General features: G+C 68.7%; 16 protein-coding genes. 10 read left to right on the top strand and 6 right to left on the bottom strand.

Annotation, left to right across the window (positions count from 1 at the left end; genetic code table 11):
• Positions 1-4: 4 nt before the first annotated feature.
• The 10 genes from EDC82_RS14405 to EDC82_RS00385 all read left to right on the top strand — a co-directional run bounded on the left by EDC82_RS14405 (position 5) and on the right by EDC82_RS00385 (position 7,396).
• Entirely contained in the window at positions 5-217 is a 213-nt protein-coding gene (locus EDC82_RS14405) for a hypothetical protein (protein WP_143181218.1), read from the top strand.
• Positions 214-351 (top strand): 50S ribosomal protein L34, encoded by a 138-nt coding sequence (gene rpmH, locus EDC82_RS00430; protein WP_006944663.1) that lies wholly within the window; start codon positions 214-216, stop codon positions 349-351. Before EDC82_RS14405 ends, rpmH begins: the two co-directional genes overlap by 4 nt.
• Positions 352-370: 19 nt before the next feature.
• Positions 371-820, top strand: a complete 450-nt coding sequence (gene rnpA / locus EDC82_RS00425; RefSeq protein ID WP_006944739.1) for a ribonuclease P protein component — start codon at positions 371-373, stop codon at positions 818-820.
• The gene (gene yidD / locus EDC82_RS00420) at positions 817-1,146 is read left to right on the top strand and encodes a membrane protein insertion efficiency factor YidD (RefSeq protein ID WP_081873519.1); all 330 of its coding nucleotides are present in this window, start codon (positions 817-819) and stop codon (positions 1,144-1,146) included. The genes rnpA and yidD overlap by 4 nt, the downstream gene beginning before the upstream one ends.
• Before the next feature lie 58 nt (positions 1,147-1,204).
• Positions 1,205-2,368, top strand: coding sequence for a membrane protein insertase YidC (gene yidC, locus EDC82_RS00415; RefSeq protein ID WP_006944685.1), 1,164 nt, complete (start codon positions 1,205-1,207; stop codon positions 2,366-2,368).
• A 13-nt stretch (positions 2,369-2,381) separates the two neighbouring features.
• Positions 2,382-2,879: a R3H domain-containing nucleic acid-binding protein gene (locus EDC82_RS00410; protein ID WP_006944720.1), complete on the top strand. Its 498-nt coding sequence runs from the start codon at positions 2,382-2,384 to the stop codon at positions 2,877-2,879.
• 37 nt (positions 2,880-2,916) lie between these two features.
• A complete protein-coding gene (gene rsmG / locus EDC82_RS00405) occupies positions 2,917-3,684 on the top strand; it encodes a 16S rRNA (guanine(527)-N(7))-methyltransferase RsmG (RefSeq protein ID WP_131940198.1) in 768 nt (255 codons plus the stop codon).
• A gap of 1,103 nt (positions 3,685-4,787) precedes the next feature.
• On the top strand, positions 4,788-5,720 hold the full coding sequence (locus EDC82_RS00395; RefSeq protein WP_083607247.1) for a ParA family protein: 933 nt from the start codon (positions 4,788-4,790) through the stop codon (positions 5,718-5,720).
• Positions 5,721-5,823: 103 nt separating this feature from the next.
• Positions 5,824-7,065: a ParB/RepB/Spo0J family partition protein gene (locus EDC82_RS00390; RefSeq protein ID WP_006944763.1), complete on the top strand. Its 1,242-nt coding sequence runs from the start codon at positions 5,824-5,826 to the stop codon at positions 7,063-7,065.
• Positions 7,058-7,396: a hypothetical protein gene (locus EDC82_RS00385; RefSeq protein ID WP_006944618.1), complete on the top strand. Its 339-nt coding sequence runs from the start codon at positions 7,058-7,060 to the stop codon at positions 7,394-7,396. The genes EDC82_RS00390 and EDC82_RS00385 overlap by 8 nt, the downstream gene beginning before the upstream one ends.
• Positions 7,397-7,563: 167 nt before the next feature.
• Here the strand turns inward: EDC82_RS00385 and trxA are convergent, their stop codons facing one another.
• The 6 genes from trxA to murJ form a co-directional block, all read right to left on the bottom strand.
• Positions 7,564-7,890 (bottom strand): thioredoxin, encoded by a 327-nt coding sequence (gene trxA / locus EDC82_RS00380; RefSeq protein ID WP_006944697.1) that lies wholly within the window; start codon positions 7,888-7,890, stop codon positions 7,564-7,566.
• A 71-nt stretch (positions 7,891-7,961) separates the two neighbouring features.
• Complete coding sequence (gene trxB / locus EDC82_RS00375; RefSeq protein WP_006944760.1) at positions 7,962-8,966, bottom strand: thioredoxin-disulfide reductase; 1,005 nt, start codon at positions 8,964-8,966, stop codon at positions 7,962-7,964.
• 184 nt (positions 8,967-9,150) lie between these two features.
• A complete protein-coding gene (locus tag EDC82_RS00370) occupies positions 9,151-10,062 on the bottom strand; it encodes a hypothetical protein (RefSeq protein WP_006944757.1) in 912 nt (303 codons plus the stop codon).
• A 108-nt stretch (positions 10,063-10,170) separates the two neighbouring features.
• Positions 10,171-10,707, bottom strand: a complete 537-nt coding sequence (gene sigM / locus EDC82_RS00365; RefSeq protein WP_235006046.1) for an RNA polymerase sigma factor SigM — start codon at positions 10,705-10,707, stop codon at positions 10,171-10,173.
• Complete coding sequence (locus tag EDC82_RS00360) at positions 10,704-12,653, bottom strand: protein kinase family protein (RefSeq protein WP_006944774.1); 1,950 nt, start codon at positions 12,651-12,653, stop codon at positions 10,704-10,706. The genes sigM and EDC82_RS00360 overlap by 4 nt, the downstream gene beginning before the upstream one ends.
• A gap of 178 nt (positions 12,654-12,831) precedes the next feature.
• Positions 12,832-14,940 (bottom strand): murein biosynthesis integral membrane protein MurJ, encoded by a 2,109-nt coding sequence (gene murJ, locus EDC82_RS00355; protein WP_115296767.1) that lies wholly within the window; start codon positions 14,938-14,940, stop codon positions 12,832-12,834.
• Between the last annotated feature and the right edge of the window lie 3 nt (positions 14,941-14,943).

Raw genomic sequence — 14,943 nt, 5'->3', positions numbered from 1 at the left:
CCCGATGACGGTGATCCACCGCCTCGATGCGTGCCGTTCCAAGGTATTTTCGCCGATGGGCAGGCCCTGTGGGCCGCCATTGCTGGTGCTGCAGGAGTGGGATGCCGAAGGTTCGAAGAGCCTGGAGCCCGTCACGTGCGGGTGGCGCGACAACCCTGACCATCAGCACGACGGCGGCGCGCGAGCGTTCGCCCTTCCCCAATGGAGTTCGACGTGAGCAAGCGCACCTTCCAGCCCAACAACCGTCGCCGCGCCAAGACGCACGGCTTCCGTCTGCGCATGCGCACCCGCGCCGGCCGCGCCATCCTGGCGAACCGACGCGCCAAGGGTCGCAAGCAGCTTTCCGCCTGAGTTCGGCCCACGACCGGCCGTGCTCCCTGCTCAGCATCGCATTCGTGACGCAGGGCAGTACCGCGCCGTCCTGCGGGATCGACGTGCGGGGCGCGCGGGTGGCTCGCTGCTCGCCGTTCATGTGATCGACGCCGACGCGTTCGGCCTTTCACCCGAGGATCGGGTGGGGCCGCGCGTCGGTTTCGTCGTTTCAAAGGCCGTGGGCAACGCCGTCGTGCGTTCGCGGGCCAAACGCGTGCTGCGGCACGTCGCCCGGGACGCGCTGAGTGAGATCGACCCCGGGCTCGACATCGTCGTGCGCGCGAACCCGGCGATCGCCGGTGCCTCGAGCCACGACGTCGCGAGGGAGTTCGATCGGATGCTCGCCAAGGCGACGCGACGTCAGCGACCACAGGATGTTTCACGTGAAACGGATTCACGCGAACCATCGGACCGGGCGCATCAGGACGCGTCCAGGGTTCGACGATGAGTGCCGGGGTGCCTCGAGCGCCGGCCGGCGATGATGTGCCCGGCGACCACGCCGCGTCAGCCACACCGGTGCCGGACGAACAGCACGGCTGGCGCCGCGTCGTCGTGTGGCCGCTGCTCGTGGTCGTCCGCTTCTACCGTCGGTGGATCTCGCCGGCGTTGCCTGCTACGTGCCGGTTCTACCCGTCGTGCTCGACGTACGGCCTCACGGCCCTGCAGCGATTCGGCCCGATCAAGGGCACCTGGCTCACGCTCAAGCGGCTCGGCCGTTGCCATCCGTGGAACCCCGGCGGGGTCGACCACGTTCCTCAGAAGAAGACCTCCTGACGCCTGCTCGTTCGCGAGCGGCGTCGACTCACGCCCACATCATTGCGAAGGATGATTGATGGACACCCTGCTCTATCCACTCGAGTGGTTCGTCGCCGCCATCATGGTCGGCTGGCACAAGCTCTTCTCGCTCGTCGGCCTGCCCGAGGCGTCCGGCTGGACGTGGGCGCTGTCCATCGCCGGCCTCGTCATCGTGCTGCGCATCCTGCTGATCCCACTGTTCGTCAAGCAGATCCACGCGTCGCGTCGCATGCAGCTCGTGCAGCCAGAGATGCAGAAGATCCAGGCCAAGTACAAGGGCAAGAAGGATCCTGAGTCCCGCGCCAAGCAGCAGGAAGAGATGATGGAGCTGTACCGGACCACCGGTACCAACCCGCTCGGCTCGTGCCTGCCGATCCTGCTCCAAGCGCCGTTCTTCTTCGCGCTGTTCCGGGTGCTCAACAACCTGAGCAAGATCGCTGACGGGCGTCACGATGAGATCGGCTTCCTCACGAGGTCGCTCGCCGGCCAGGCAGAGAGCTCGAAGCTGTTCGGTGCGAAGCTGTCCGACACCTTCATGGGCACGGACGGCTGGGGATCGGCCAAGTGGGTCGCCATCCTGCTCATCGTCCTCATGTCGGCGACGTCGTTCATCACCCAGCACCAGCTGATGCGACGCAACATGCCAAAGGCCGCACTCGAGGGGCCGATGGCGAAGCAGCAGCAGATCATCATCTACCTGATGCCGATCTTCTTCGCGATCTCCGGTGTGAACTTCCCGATCGGTGTCCTCATCTACTGGTTCGTCACGAACGTGTGGACGATGGGCCAGCAGTGGTTCGTCATCCACCGCATGCCGACGCCCGGATCGGCCGCCGAGAAGAAGCTCGAGGAGCGCAACCGCGCCAAGGGGCGCGAGCACAAGACCGTCACGATGGACGATCTGCGCAAGGCCAACGAGGGCAAACCGAAGGGCCGCTTCGCCCAGGCCATGGAGAAGGCGCAAGAACAGGCCCGCGAACAGCAGGGCCTCAAGACGGGTGCACGCCCCGCCGGCGCATCGAAGGTCTCCATGTCGAAGAAGAAGGCGGCTGCGAGTGACGACGTCGTCGAGTCGAGCGTCGTCGAGACACCCGCGGCCACGAACCCGGTGCGCGAGAACGGCCGGGCCACCAAGGCGCCGCAGACCGGGCCGCGCAACCAGCCGAAGAAGAACACGCCGCGCTCGAAGCGCAAGAAGTGAGAGGGACGTCATCATGACCGAACAGGCACCGGGACGCTCTGGCGTCACCAACCTCGAGCGCGAAGGTGAGATCGCGGCGGACTTCCTCGAGAAGTTGCTCGACATCGCCGACCTCGATGGCGACATCGACGTCGAGGTCGAGGGAGGCCGCGCGGCCGTCTCCATCGTCGACTCCGAGGAAGGCCAGGTGCCGCGCTCCCTCGTCGGCTCCGGCGGTAAGACGCTCGACGCCCTGCAGGAACTCATGCGTCTCGCCGTCCAGGCTGAGACGGGCGAGCGCAGCCGCGCGATGCTCGACATCGCCGGCCATCGTGCCGAGCGACGAAGCGCTCTCGAGTCGAAGGCTGCTGACGCCGTCGCGGAAGCGAAGAAGACTGGCGCCAAGGTCGAGATGGAGCCGATGACCGCGTTCGAACGGAAGGTCGTGCACGATGTGGTGCTCGCCGCAGGGCTGACGTCGGAATCCGAGGGCGCCGAGCCGAACCGCTACGTCGTGGTGCTGCCCGAATGATCGTGTTTCACGTGAAACTCGAGCGTGAGACGGCAGCATGACGCAGCCCGCTCACGAGCACGACGCGAAGACGCCTGCGGCCCCGCAGGCGTCTTCGCCGCCTCCGGCACCCGACACGGCAGCAGCCTTCCTGGCTGACCGGCTGCCGCTCATGACGCGCTACGTCGACGCCCTGTGCGACACCGGCGTCAGCCACGGGCTCATGGGCCCGCGTGAGGTGCCGCGCATGTGGGAACGGCACGTCCTCAACTGCGCCGTCGTCCACCCCGGAATCGCCCGGGGGGCGCACGTTGCCGACATCGGTGCCGGCGCCGGGCTGCCCGGCCTCGTCCTCGCCATCGCCCGCCCCGACCTCACGATGACGCTCGTCGAACCTCTGCTTCGACGGACGACGTGGCTGGCCGACGTCGTCAACGAACTCGACTTGCCGAACGTCGAGGTGGTGCGCGCCCGTGCGGACGAGTTGTGGGGGCAGCGCACGTTCGACGTCGTGACGTCACGTGCCGTCGCGCGCATCGGGGAACTGGCGCGCTGGTCGTTGCCGCTCGTGAGCCGGGGCGGCGAGATGTTCGTCCTCAAGGGCTCGAGTGCCGCCGAAGAGCGTGACGAGGACGAGGCCGTACTGCGCCGGTTGCGTGTTCGCACGGCTGAGGTGGAGACGTGGGGCGAGGGCACCGTCGAGCCACCGACGGTGACCGTCCGGCTCACCGTCGACGGCATCGCGCCGCAACTCACGCGCAAGCAGGCCGGCACGATCGACAAGACCAAGCAGAAGCCGTCCCGCCGTCCGGATCGGCGCGCCTGAGGTTCTCTCCGGTGCCGGTGCGCCACCCCACGTGATTCCCTGTCCCCAGGTGTGACGGCAACGTCAGGCCTGGGGACAGCCGCGTTCGCCCCCTGCGCCACAGGTGACACAATGGGGTCTTGCCGTCAACGCGAATCCGAGGAGAACCGGTGACATCCACTGCCCCAGTCGGCTGGCCCACCCACAGGCCTGGCGTCGCGCACACGGGCCCGAGCCCAGAGCCCGTCGGATGGCAGGGTATCTCCACCGCAGCGGCCGAGAGCCTCGGCGGTGATGCGGTCGTCACGGTGGTGAATCCGGTCGTCACGGAGCAGGCTGAGGGCCCGGTCGGTGCTGACGTTTCACGTGAAACACCTCAGCCGATGATGGATCCGCAGGTCTCGGAGGTCACCGGCCAGCGCACGACCGATGTCGCTGACGAGGTCGCTGAGCCGTCGGCCGCTGACCAGGACGCCGCACCCATGAGGGAATCGGAACCCTCACCTCGCGAGATGCAGGATGGCGAGGATGCCGCCCCAGCCGGCGATGCCGTCTCTGACGTGCGAGCTGCGCTCGGTTACGACATCCTGCTCGGCGGGGCGATTGTTCCCCGTGAAACATCGACCGCGACGGCTCCCGCGCCGCGCGACGCGGATGGAACCGAGCCGGTCGATGGCGTCGAGGCCGCTACCCCAACCGACGCCCCGGGCGATGACGAACGTGCTGACTTTGGTGCCGCTGACGCGAAGGCCGAGGTCGCCGTCTCCGATGGCGAAGGTGTGGGGGATGCCGCCACGGCGGTGACGTTGACCGGTCCCGTCGTCGACGAGGCATCGGCAGATCAGGGCACGGCCGAGGTGCCCGAGGGCACTGCGTCACAAGAGGATGTGTCGCACCGCAATTCTGCGCAGAGCGAGGGGTACGTGCCGCGTCATCATGCCGGGTCCGAGGCCACAGACGCTCCGCAGTCGCAGAGCGTCGAGGCTGATCCCGCCCTGGCTGCGCGCTCACCCCTGCCGTCGCGTCGCGCTCGCCGCCATGCCCGCCCCCGCGTTCCCAGCTTCGAACGCGCGACGGACACCGACTGGCAAGGCGTGACAGATCACGACGACCCACAGCACCCCATGGACGACGAAGGACGACGCGATGTGCTCCACGCCGAACCCGAGGCACCGTCAGCCGAGCCCAGGCCGGCGCGCGTGAGTTTCACGGGCGTCGAACAACTGCCGCGCCCGACGCACCCGCGGGTGCTCACGGTCGCGAATCAGAAGGGCGGCGTCGGGAAGACGACGACGACCGTGAACGTCGCGGCGGCGCTCGCTCAGGCGGGGCTCAAGGTTCTCGTCATCGACATCGACCCGCAGGGCAACGCTTCCACTGCTCTCGGCATCGAGCACCACTCCGACGTGCCGAGCGTCTACGACGTCATCGTCGAAGGAACGCCGATCGACGAGGTCATGGCCCAGTGCCCCGACATCCCCGGCCTGTGGTGTGCGCCGGCGACGATCGACCTCGCCGGCGCGGAGATCGAGCTCGTCTCCCTGGTCGCTCGCGAATCCCGTCTGCACCGTTCGATCAACGCGCAGTTGGCTGACTCGACCCCGGACGAGCGCTTCGACTACGTCTTCATCGACTGCCCGCCGAGCCTCGGGTTGCTCACCGTCAACGCGTTCGTCGCGGCTGACGAGGTGTTCATCCCCATCCAGTGCGAGTACTACGCGCTCGAGGGGCTGAGCCAGCTGCTCAAGAACATCGAGATGATCAAGATGCACCTCAACCCCGGGCTGCACGTCTCGACCATCCTTCTCACCATGTACGACGGGCGCACCAACCTCTCCGCGCAGGTCGCGGACGAGGTGCGCGCGCACTTCCCCGAGCAGGTGCTCGGCGCGCTCGTGCCGCGCTCGGTGCGCATCTCGGAGGCGCCGAGCCATGGCGAGACCGTCATGACGTACGACCCGACGAGCACCGGTGCGACGAGCTACCGCGATGCTGCTCGGGAGATCGCCCTGCGCGGTGCGAGCGTGCCCGAGCCTTCGGGGCGAATCGGACGATGACCGACGCCGTGACGCCCGACGGCGATCGCCGTCATGCTGCGACGTCGTACGCAGCCTTCTCATACTCATCCCGCCTGACCCACCGTGTAGGAAGTGGACCTCGATGAACGACAAGCGACGTGGACTCGGCCGTGGCCTGGGTGCGCTCATCCCCAACACCACCGAACCGACGCGGGTGACGCGCCCGACGGACGTCTTCTTCACCGACTCCAAGGCCTCGCGCACGCAGGACGGCGACGAACCCAGCGCCCCGGAGGCCCGTGCGAGCCGCTTCAGCGAAGCCCTCACGCCGCGCCCGTCGCACCAGGCGCCGCGGGGTACCGAACCCCGGACCGAATCGCGCGCCTCGACGCACCGCCGCCACGACGACCTCGCCGCGGCCGCGGCCGCCGTCACGCAGCCCGCGGGGCAGGCGCCGAGCGTTTCACGTGAAACAGAGGTGGCGAAGCTCGAAGCGCAGCCGGCACAGCGTGATGACGCGGCCGGCATTGATGACGAGAGGGACGTGACGTCGAACCTCGCGCCCGTGCCTGGTGCGTCGTTCGCCGAGATCTCGCAGTCGCTGATCCGCCCGAACCCGAAGCAGCCGCGCTCGGTGTTCGACGAGGAGCACATGGCCGAACTCGTCCACTCGATCGGCGAGATCGGGGTTCTGCAGCCCATCGTCGTGCGGCCCGTGCCGGAGGGCGACCCGGATCACGCGCAGACGCCCTACGAACTCATCATGGGTGAGCGGCGTTGGCGGGCCTCGCAGGAGGCCGGTCTCGCGACAGTGCCGGCCATCGTCCGTTCGACGACGGACGAGGATCTGCTGCGTGACGCCCTGCTCGAGAACCTGCACCGTAGCCAGCTCAACCCCCTCGAAGAAGCGGCGGCCTACGCACAGTTGCTCGAGGACTTCGGCTGCACGCACGACGAGCTTGCCACGAAGATCGGCCGCAGCCGCCCGCAGATCTCCAACACGATCCGCCTGCTCAAGCTGCCGCCGGTGGTGCAGCGTCGCGTCGCCGCGGGTGTCCTGAGTGCCGGCCACGCCCGTGCCCTGCTCGGCATGAGTGACCCCGCCGCGATGGAGCGGCTCGCCCAGCGCATCGTGGCCGAGGGCCTCTCCGTGCGCGCGACGGAGGAGATCATCGCGCTCGGCGACGACACGAAGCCGCGCAAGAGCGCTGTTCCACGTGAAACCAACCCGGATCTCGATCACTGGGCCAGCAATCTCGCCGACAAGCTCGACACCCGCGTCGGCATCACGATGGGCAAGAACAAGGGCAAGCTCACCGTCGAGTTCGCCTCCGTCGACGACCTCAACCGCATCATGGACGCTCTCGGGATCGAACGTGGCTGAGCGTCTCGACCCGAATGAGGCTCCTGAGGTCAATCATTCTGACGGCAGCTCGGCCACGGCGCAGACGCAGGACGGGCATCTGACGCGTTCCGACATCACCGACGCTCCGCTGATCGACGGCACGGATCCGCTGAGCGACAACGCTATCGACCGCCGTCGGGGCCGCACGGCGACGCCGCAGCTCGTCATCTTCTGCCTCTTCGCGCTGATCTTCGCCTACTTCGTCATCGGCGACGTCATGCACGGCGACTGGGGCATGGCGATGCTGGGCCTCGTCGTCCTCGGCATCTGCGGGGCGGCCATCAAGCGAGAGTTCGACAAGAACCGCTGAACCGCTGACGGCCGCCCCCCTTGCGTCCAAGTGCACCCGGGTGCATCTGGGCGCAAGGGGAGGGCAGCACGGGGGTAGAGACGAAAAGCCCCGGCCCACCATGTCTGGTGGGCCGGGGCTTCGTCGTCGGACGCTGCGTGCCCGACAGTGTCGTGATGCGGCTCGGTTCAGCCGAGGAACGGCTCGAGCTCGCGCAGCAGCTTCGGCTTCGGCATGGCGCCGACGATCGTCTTGACGACCTCACCGTTCTGGTAGACGTTCATCGTCGGGATGCCGGTGATGCCGTACTTCGCGGAGATCGCCGGGTTCTCGTCCGTGTTGAGCTTGTAGACGTCGATCTTGTCGGCGTTCGCCGCTGCGATCTCCTCGAGGATCGGCGCGACGGCGCGGCAGGGGCCGCACCACTCGGCCCAGAAGTCGACGAGGACGGGCTTGCTGTTCTTCAGGACGTCGGCGTCGAACGTGGCGTCCGTGGTGGGCTTGGTGGCTCCCATGATGTTCTCCTCTGTGCCGGCACCGGCGAAGCGGCACCCGTGGTCGATGGTTCTTGGTCGGTCGAAGATGATCAGCGCGCCGCGTCGGCGCCCTGAGGCTCCGCGGTGAGGGACGCGTCGGGAGCGGGCTCGCCCGCCGCGTCGAGGTGGGCGAGGAAGCGCTCGGCGTCGAGGGCTGCGGAGCAGCCCGAACCGGCGGCCGTGATGGCCTGACGGTAGGTGTGGTCGACGAGGTCGCCGCACGCGAAGACGCCGTCGACGTTCGTGTGCGTCGAACGCTCCTGCGCGACGACGTAACCCTCGTCGTCGAGCTCGATCTGCCCGGTGACGAGCTCGTTGCGCGGCAGGTGGCCGATCGCGATGAACAGGCCGGTCGCGGCGAGCTCGCGCTCGTCACCGGTGACGGTGTCGCGCAGCGTCACGCCGGTCAGCTTGTCCTCGCCGTGGATGGCGACGACTTCGCTGTTCCAGGCGAATTCGATCTTGGGGTCGTTCTCGGCGCGCTCGGCCATGATCTTGGAGGCGCGAAGCTCGTCGCGCCGATGCACCATCGTCACCTTCGCGGCGAAGCGCGTGAGGAAGGTGGCTTCCTCGACAGCCGAGTCGCCGCCGCCGACGACGATGATCTCCTGGTTGCGGAAGAACGCGCCGTCGCACGTCGCGCACCACGAGACGCCGTGGCCGGAGAGGCGCTTCTCGTCGGGAAGGCCCAGTTCGCGGTATGCCGAGCCCATCGCGAGTATGACGGCCTTCGCGCGGTGGGTGACGCCCTCGCCGTCGACGACCGTCTTGACGGCACCGGTGAGATCGACGGATGTGACGTCGTCACGCACGAGCTCGGCGCCGAAGCGCTCGGCCTGCGCACGCATTTTCTCCATGAGGTCGGGGCCCATGATGCCGTCCGAGAAACCGGGGAAGTTCTCCACCTCGGTGGTGTTCATCAGGGCACCACCAGCGGTGACGGAGCCCTCGAACACGAGCGGTTCGAGATTGGCTCGCGCCGCGTAGATGGCGGCGGTGTACCCGGCGGGGCCGGAGCCGATGATGATGAGGTTGCGCACGGCCTGGTCGCTCACGAAAGCTTCCTTCGTTGTCTTGTCACGGGCTGCCCGGGGAAGGTCTCGGCGCTGTCGCGCGCCCGCTGTCACCCTGCACAACGCACTCTAGTCGTGGGACATTCCGAGCGCATGCCGAGGCGTACCGCGGCGTCGAGCCACCGGGCTGGCGAGCAAGTCGATGCGAAACCGTCGACCCCGGCCCTCACGTCGTGACGGACGTCGGTCCCGCCTCGAGGTCGGTGGCCGTGCTGCAGGTGCGCGAGACGACCCAGGCCGTCGACGTGCGGCCCTTCACGGCGACGACGATGACGGCGGGGGTGCCGTCGTAGGTGGCGAAGTCGGCGTAGACGGCGTCGGGCTTCTCGATGACGCCCTTCGCGACGGCCTGCAGGCAGGCCTGCACGCCCTCGCCGGTGGCCAGGGGGCCCAAGGATTGCGCGTTGGCCTGCGCGGGTTCGATCGCAGGCGACTTCGACGTCCGCAGCGCCGCAGCCTGCGTCGCGAGATCCGTCGACGTGTACTTCGTCTGCGTCTGCGTGACACGCACGCGTGAGGCGTAGTTCTCCTCGGCAGGTTCCATCGACGCCTCTGCCGTGGGCTGGGCACTCGGATGGGGCTCGTCACGGTTCGTCACGAGGGTCACCGCGCCGATGGCGACGGCCGCCGCGGCGCCGAGCGCCAGCGCCGCGCGCCCGAGGGTGCGTCGGCGACGATGGCCGTCCAGGGAGGTGACGGTGGCCCCTGACGGGCTCTGCGACGCCGCCGGAGGATTCATCTGTCCTTCGGAAGCCGGGACCGCGGGGCGCTGCTGCGTTCCAGGACGCTGCGGCAGCGGCACCGCCGGGGGCACCGCGGGGCGCTCATCGCGCTGGAGATCTTCGGGCGGACGTCGCACGTCCGACAGCCTCTCGTCCGAGGGCACCCCCGCCTCACGGGACGCGCTCGTCAGCGCGTCGCGCACGCGCGTGGCGACGTCGTCGGGCATGCGGGGAGCGTCACGGGAGGCCTCCGTCCGCAGCATGGCAGCGATCTGTTGCTGCACCTCGGCCGACGCGACCGGTTTGTCGTCGGCGTGCGCGGACGCCTCCCACTCGTCGCGGAAGTTGCGGGTCATGTCAGGCCTCCTCTCATGAGCGTGGACGGGTGCTTCATTGTGTCTGACGCGCAGGCGGGCACGGTGGTTCCGTGACGTGAGCCACGTCTTCGGGATGACGCCTCGGCGTCATCGATCCGCGAGCATGCCCGCGAGGGCAGTGCGCCCCCGCGCACACCGCGACTTCACGGTGCCCTCGGCGATGCCGAGGTGCGTCGCGGCCTCGGCGACGCTGAGACCCTCCATGTCGACGAGGACGAGGCACAGGCGCTGCCCCTCGGGCAGCTGCGCAAGGGCCTGACGGACGTCGAGGCGGACGTCGGTCTGCGCATGCGCGTCCCGCGTGTCGGCGATGTCGTACTCGGGCCACTCCTGCGTCGGCTTCAGTCGGCGCAGCCGGTCGAGTGCGGAGTTGACGACGACGCGGTGCAGCCATGTCGAGAACTTCGCATCACCGCGGAACGACTCGAGGCGTCTGAACGCGGCGAGGAAACCCTCCTGCACGGCGTCCGCGGCGAGCTCCGGGTCGCGGGTCGTGCGCAGGGCGACCGCCCACATCCTGTCCTTGTAGCGCTCGAACAGCACGCCGAACGCGTCCGGGTCACCCTCACGATGAGCCTGGACGAGTTCTTCGTCGGTGCTGTCCCGAAGCACTGATCCGTTCACTTCGAGACCGTGACCTCGGCGATCGACGACTCGTAGTACGACTGGCCGGCGGGCTTCGTCTGATTCGGGATGAAGACAGTGACATAGCGCCCCGACGCGTTCGTCGAGATCGTCTGCTCACTCGTCGCGCTCGACATCGAGCCGACCTTCGTGCCCGTCTTGCCGGGGGTGTCGCTGACGTAGACGTCGGCGGTCAGCGGCGTGCGCTTGCCGGGCGTCACCTTGATGGTCTTGACGGCTGTCTGCGAACCCAGGTCGATGCTGACGCCACCCATGTCGGGGTCGCCGCCCCAGGAGGCGCGACGGTAGCGCAGGCTCATCCACACCGTGTCGGGGTTGCCGTCGATGGCGTTGGCCGCGGCCAGCGAACCGGATTGGCGCGCTCCTTGCGCGTTCACGAGCGTGGCTGCGGCGGCTTGGACGGGGGTGCCTGCCGGGGCAGCGCTCGAGGCAGAGGACGGCGCACTCGAACCCTTCGGCGACGAGGCGGTCGTGCTGGGCTTCGCGGCGGCGTCCGGCTTGTCAGAGCTGCCGGTGATGCCCTGGAGCCCGAAGATGGCGAGCACGAGCGCACCGAGCACGATGAGGCCGACGAGGACGAGGGCGAGCTTGCTGCTCGCCGGGTCAGGGTCGTCGGTGCCGCCGTTGAACCCCGGTACCGGGGGCTCGAGCTCCTCGAACGACGGGTCGTAGGAGGTGCGGGCGTACGCGGCGTCCTCGTCGTCGAGGTTGAACTGCGTGGTCTCGTCCGCGTCGAATGCGACGGGGCGGCCCACCATCGTCGCGTCGGCGGGGTCGGGTTCGTTGACACGACGCGGGGCGGGCTTGCGCGGAAGAGCCACCGCGGGCTTCGCGCCGGGGTCGGTGGCGTCGTCGCCGCGCACGTCGTCGGTGGAGGACGAACCGTTCTTGGTGCCGCTCTTCTTGACGGTGCTCACGCCGCTGCTCGTCGCACCGGCCTTGCCGGAGGCGCTCTTGTCCGAGCCACCCTTGCTCGAACCTGCCGCTGCGAGGGCCGCAGCACCGACGGCTCCGACGGCCGAGCGCTTGCCTGCACCGTCGCCGGAACCCGCGCGCACGTCGGCCCGGCGAACGACGAACGTCGACTCGGGCTCGTCCGCTGTGTCGTCGTCGGTTTCGACGCTGCGTCGCCCACGGCCCGGAGCCGTGATGATCTGCGCCGACCACGGCGCGAGCTGACGCGCGACCTCGCCCGGCGTGCGCGGGCCGTCACCGCTGTTGAGGACCTGGCGGCACATCGCGTCGAGATCACTCGGCACCCCGTCGACGATCTCGGCGGGTGTCGCGATCTGCCCGTCGGCGCGACGCTGCGCGAGTTCGATGCCCTTGAGGCCCTCGATGTCCTTCGGGTCGCCCGGCCACGTGCCCGTCAAGGCCGTGTAGAGCAGATCCACGAGCGCACGCGTGTCGATGGCGGTCGCCTCGGAGCTGGAGACGTCGTCACGCCCGGCGAGAGAGCCACCGACGGCGACCTGGGTGACGGCGATGGAACCGTCGGCGAGGCGTAGGACGTGACGCGGCGTCAGGATGAGGTGGTGCAGGCCGCGCTGGCGCGCGGCCTCGAGGGCGCTCGCCGTCTCACCGACGATGCGACGCGCCTCCTCGGGATGCATCGGCTCGAAGCGTGCGAGGTCGGCGAGGCTGTAGGCGCCCGTGTGCGGCTCCTCGACGATGTACGCGAACTCGTCGTCGCGCCCCGCGTCGAGCACGCGCACGAGGCGCGGGTCCTCGACGCCCGCGGCGCGGCGGGCACTGTCGAGCGCCGCGTCGGCGTGCGCCGAACGCGACCCGACGACGGTGATGGCGACGTCACGCCCGAGTTTCTCGTCACGCGCGATCCAGCGTGCGAGACCGGGGGCGTCCGAGATCTCGGACGTCAGCTCGTACCGGTTGCCCAGCACCGTGCCCTTCGTGATGCCCTGCACTCGCACTCCTCGTCGCGTCGATGAACCACGGCCCGCGCGTCGCTGAGACGCCGGGCTCGGTTCATCCTAAGCAGCCCGCCGGGCAACCACGCGGTACGGCGTCCCTTCGGCGCGGCGAGGTCTGGAGGCATCGCCCCGAGCGGCCGTGACGATGACGCGTCACGACCGCGAGGGGACGTCAGCCTCGACGCAGACGACGGGTGATCGGGCCGAGCAGGCTGTTGATCTCCTGCACGCGCAGGCGGCTCGCGACGAGGAAGTACACGGCGAGGAACAGCGGGCCGATGATGAGCAGTTCGACGAGGCTCTCGACACGCGTGACGGGCGCGACCTGGTGGATGAGGAAACTGACGAGCAACGTGACGCCGGTGGCGATGATCGCGGCGATCGCCAGACGGACGTATGTGCGCACCGTCTCCGACAGGTCGACGGCGCCGAAGCGGCGCCTCAGCAGGACGAAACCCACCGCGGCCTGGACGACGTTGGAGATCGTCTGCGCGAGACCGACGCCGACGCCGACCCAGTGGGCGCCGGGGTGACCGAGGATGGTCGTGTCCTGCAGGAAGAACCAGGGCACGGTCAGTCCGACGGCGATCCCCGTGCAGATGATCTGCATCCAGAACGGGGTCTTCGCGTCGTTGTAGGCGTAGAAGACGCGCTGAATGACGAGGCACAGCGAGTAGGGCACGAGGCCGACGAGCATGGCGATGGCCATCGAGCCGATGGCCCACCGGGTGTCCGGATCCGCGCCGAACATGGCCGACACGAGCGGGAAGACGAGCGCGAAGCAGCCGAACGTCAGCATGACCGACGCAAGGCCCGACAGGCGGATACCTGTCGTCATGTCGTCCTTCACCTTGTCCGTCTCGTTGCGGCCGGCGGCGATGGACATCCGCGTGAACAGCGCGGTGACCAGGCTGACGGTGATGAGGGAGTGCGGGAGGGTGAACAGCAGGAACGCCTGATCCTGCGCTCCCTTTCCGGGTTCACCGTCAGGCTGGGAGTTGAGCAGCCGGGACGTGACGATGAGGCCCAGCTGCTGGACGATGACGGCCGCGAACGCCCAGCCGGCCATTGTCGAAGCGCTGCGCAGACCCACGCCGCGGAACTTGAAGTTCGGGGTGAACGAGTACCCCGCACGCTTGAGCACGGGGACGAGCACCAGGGCCTGAGCGACGATCGCGAGCGTCGCGGGCAACGCGAGGACGAGGATCATCTCCGTGGTCCACCCCGAGTACGGCGGAACCCCGTTCTGACCGTGCGGGTACGCCGCGATGAACCAGACGAGCCCCAGGATGATGACGACGTTCGCCAGCGCGGGGCTCCACATGAACGCCCCGAAGCGTCCGCGCGCGTTGAGCACCTGACCGAGGATCGTGTAGACGCCGTAGAAGAAGATCTGCGGAAGGCAGATGAGCGTGAACGCCGTGGCGACGTGGAGCTTGTCGCCCGTGACGTTCTTGTGGTCGTAGATCTGGTAGACCCACGGGGCGAGGGCCATGCCGATGACGGTGACGCCGAGCAGGATCGTCAGCGTGAGCGTGACGATGCGGTCCGTGTAGGCCTTGCCGCCGTCGGAGTGCTCGAGCGCGCGCGTGATCTGCGGGACGAGAACAGCATTGATGACACCGCCGGCCAGGAGCAGGTAGATGATGTTGGGCAGGCTGTTGGCCGTCGCCCACGTGTTGGCGATGCCCGTCGTCGAGCCGAGGGCCCAGACCGTCAGCACGGAACGGAGCAGGCCCAGCATGCGTGAGACGAGCGTGCCGGCCGCCATGATGGCGCTGTTGCGCAGAACCCCGCCTGTTCCCGAGGACTTCGCCGCTGCGGTCTGGGGGCCGTCGGCGGGCGTCTCGACGGCGTCGGTCGCCGGGCCTGCGGCCCCCGTCGTCGGGATGGCGGCCGTCCGCGCCTCTCGTGTTTCACGTGAAACACGAGAGGCGCCCGAGCCTCGCTGGGCTCCGGGTCTGCCGGAGACGGCCAAGGCGTCGTCAGCCTCGAGGTTCCAGGCGTCCTCGGCCTCGCGGCGCTCGCGGTAGGCGTCAACCTCGCCGAGGTCGATGACCTGCGTGTGGTCGCTGCTCGCGTGGCTGCGCGTGGACTCGAGGTTGCGCAACCACTGCGCCTCCTGGTCGGCCTCGAACCACGACTCGTAGGCCGAACCGATGCTCGTACCCGCGACGTTCGGCATCGCGATGGTGTGCCGTACCGCCGTCTCGTACATCGCGCCGAGCGATCCGGACGCCGCGCCGTTCGGGCGCGACGGATCAGGTTCGGCGTTCGACATCGG

The sequence above is a fragment of the Dermacoccus sp. SAI-028 genome, assembly GCF_004346775.1.
GTDB lineage: Bacteria > Actinomycetota > Actinomycetes > Actinomycetales > Dermatophilaceae > Dermacoccus > Dermacoccus nishinomiyaensis.
Note: the sequence above shows the minus strand (reverse complement) of the source record. Positions and strands in the feature narration are given on the sequence as shown.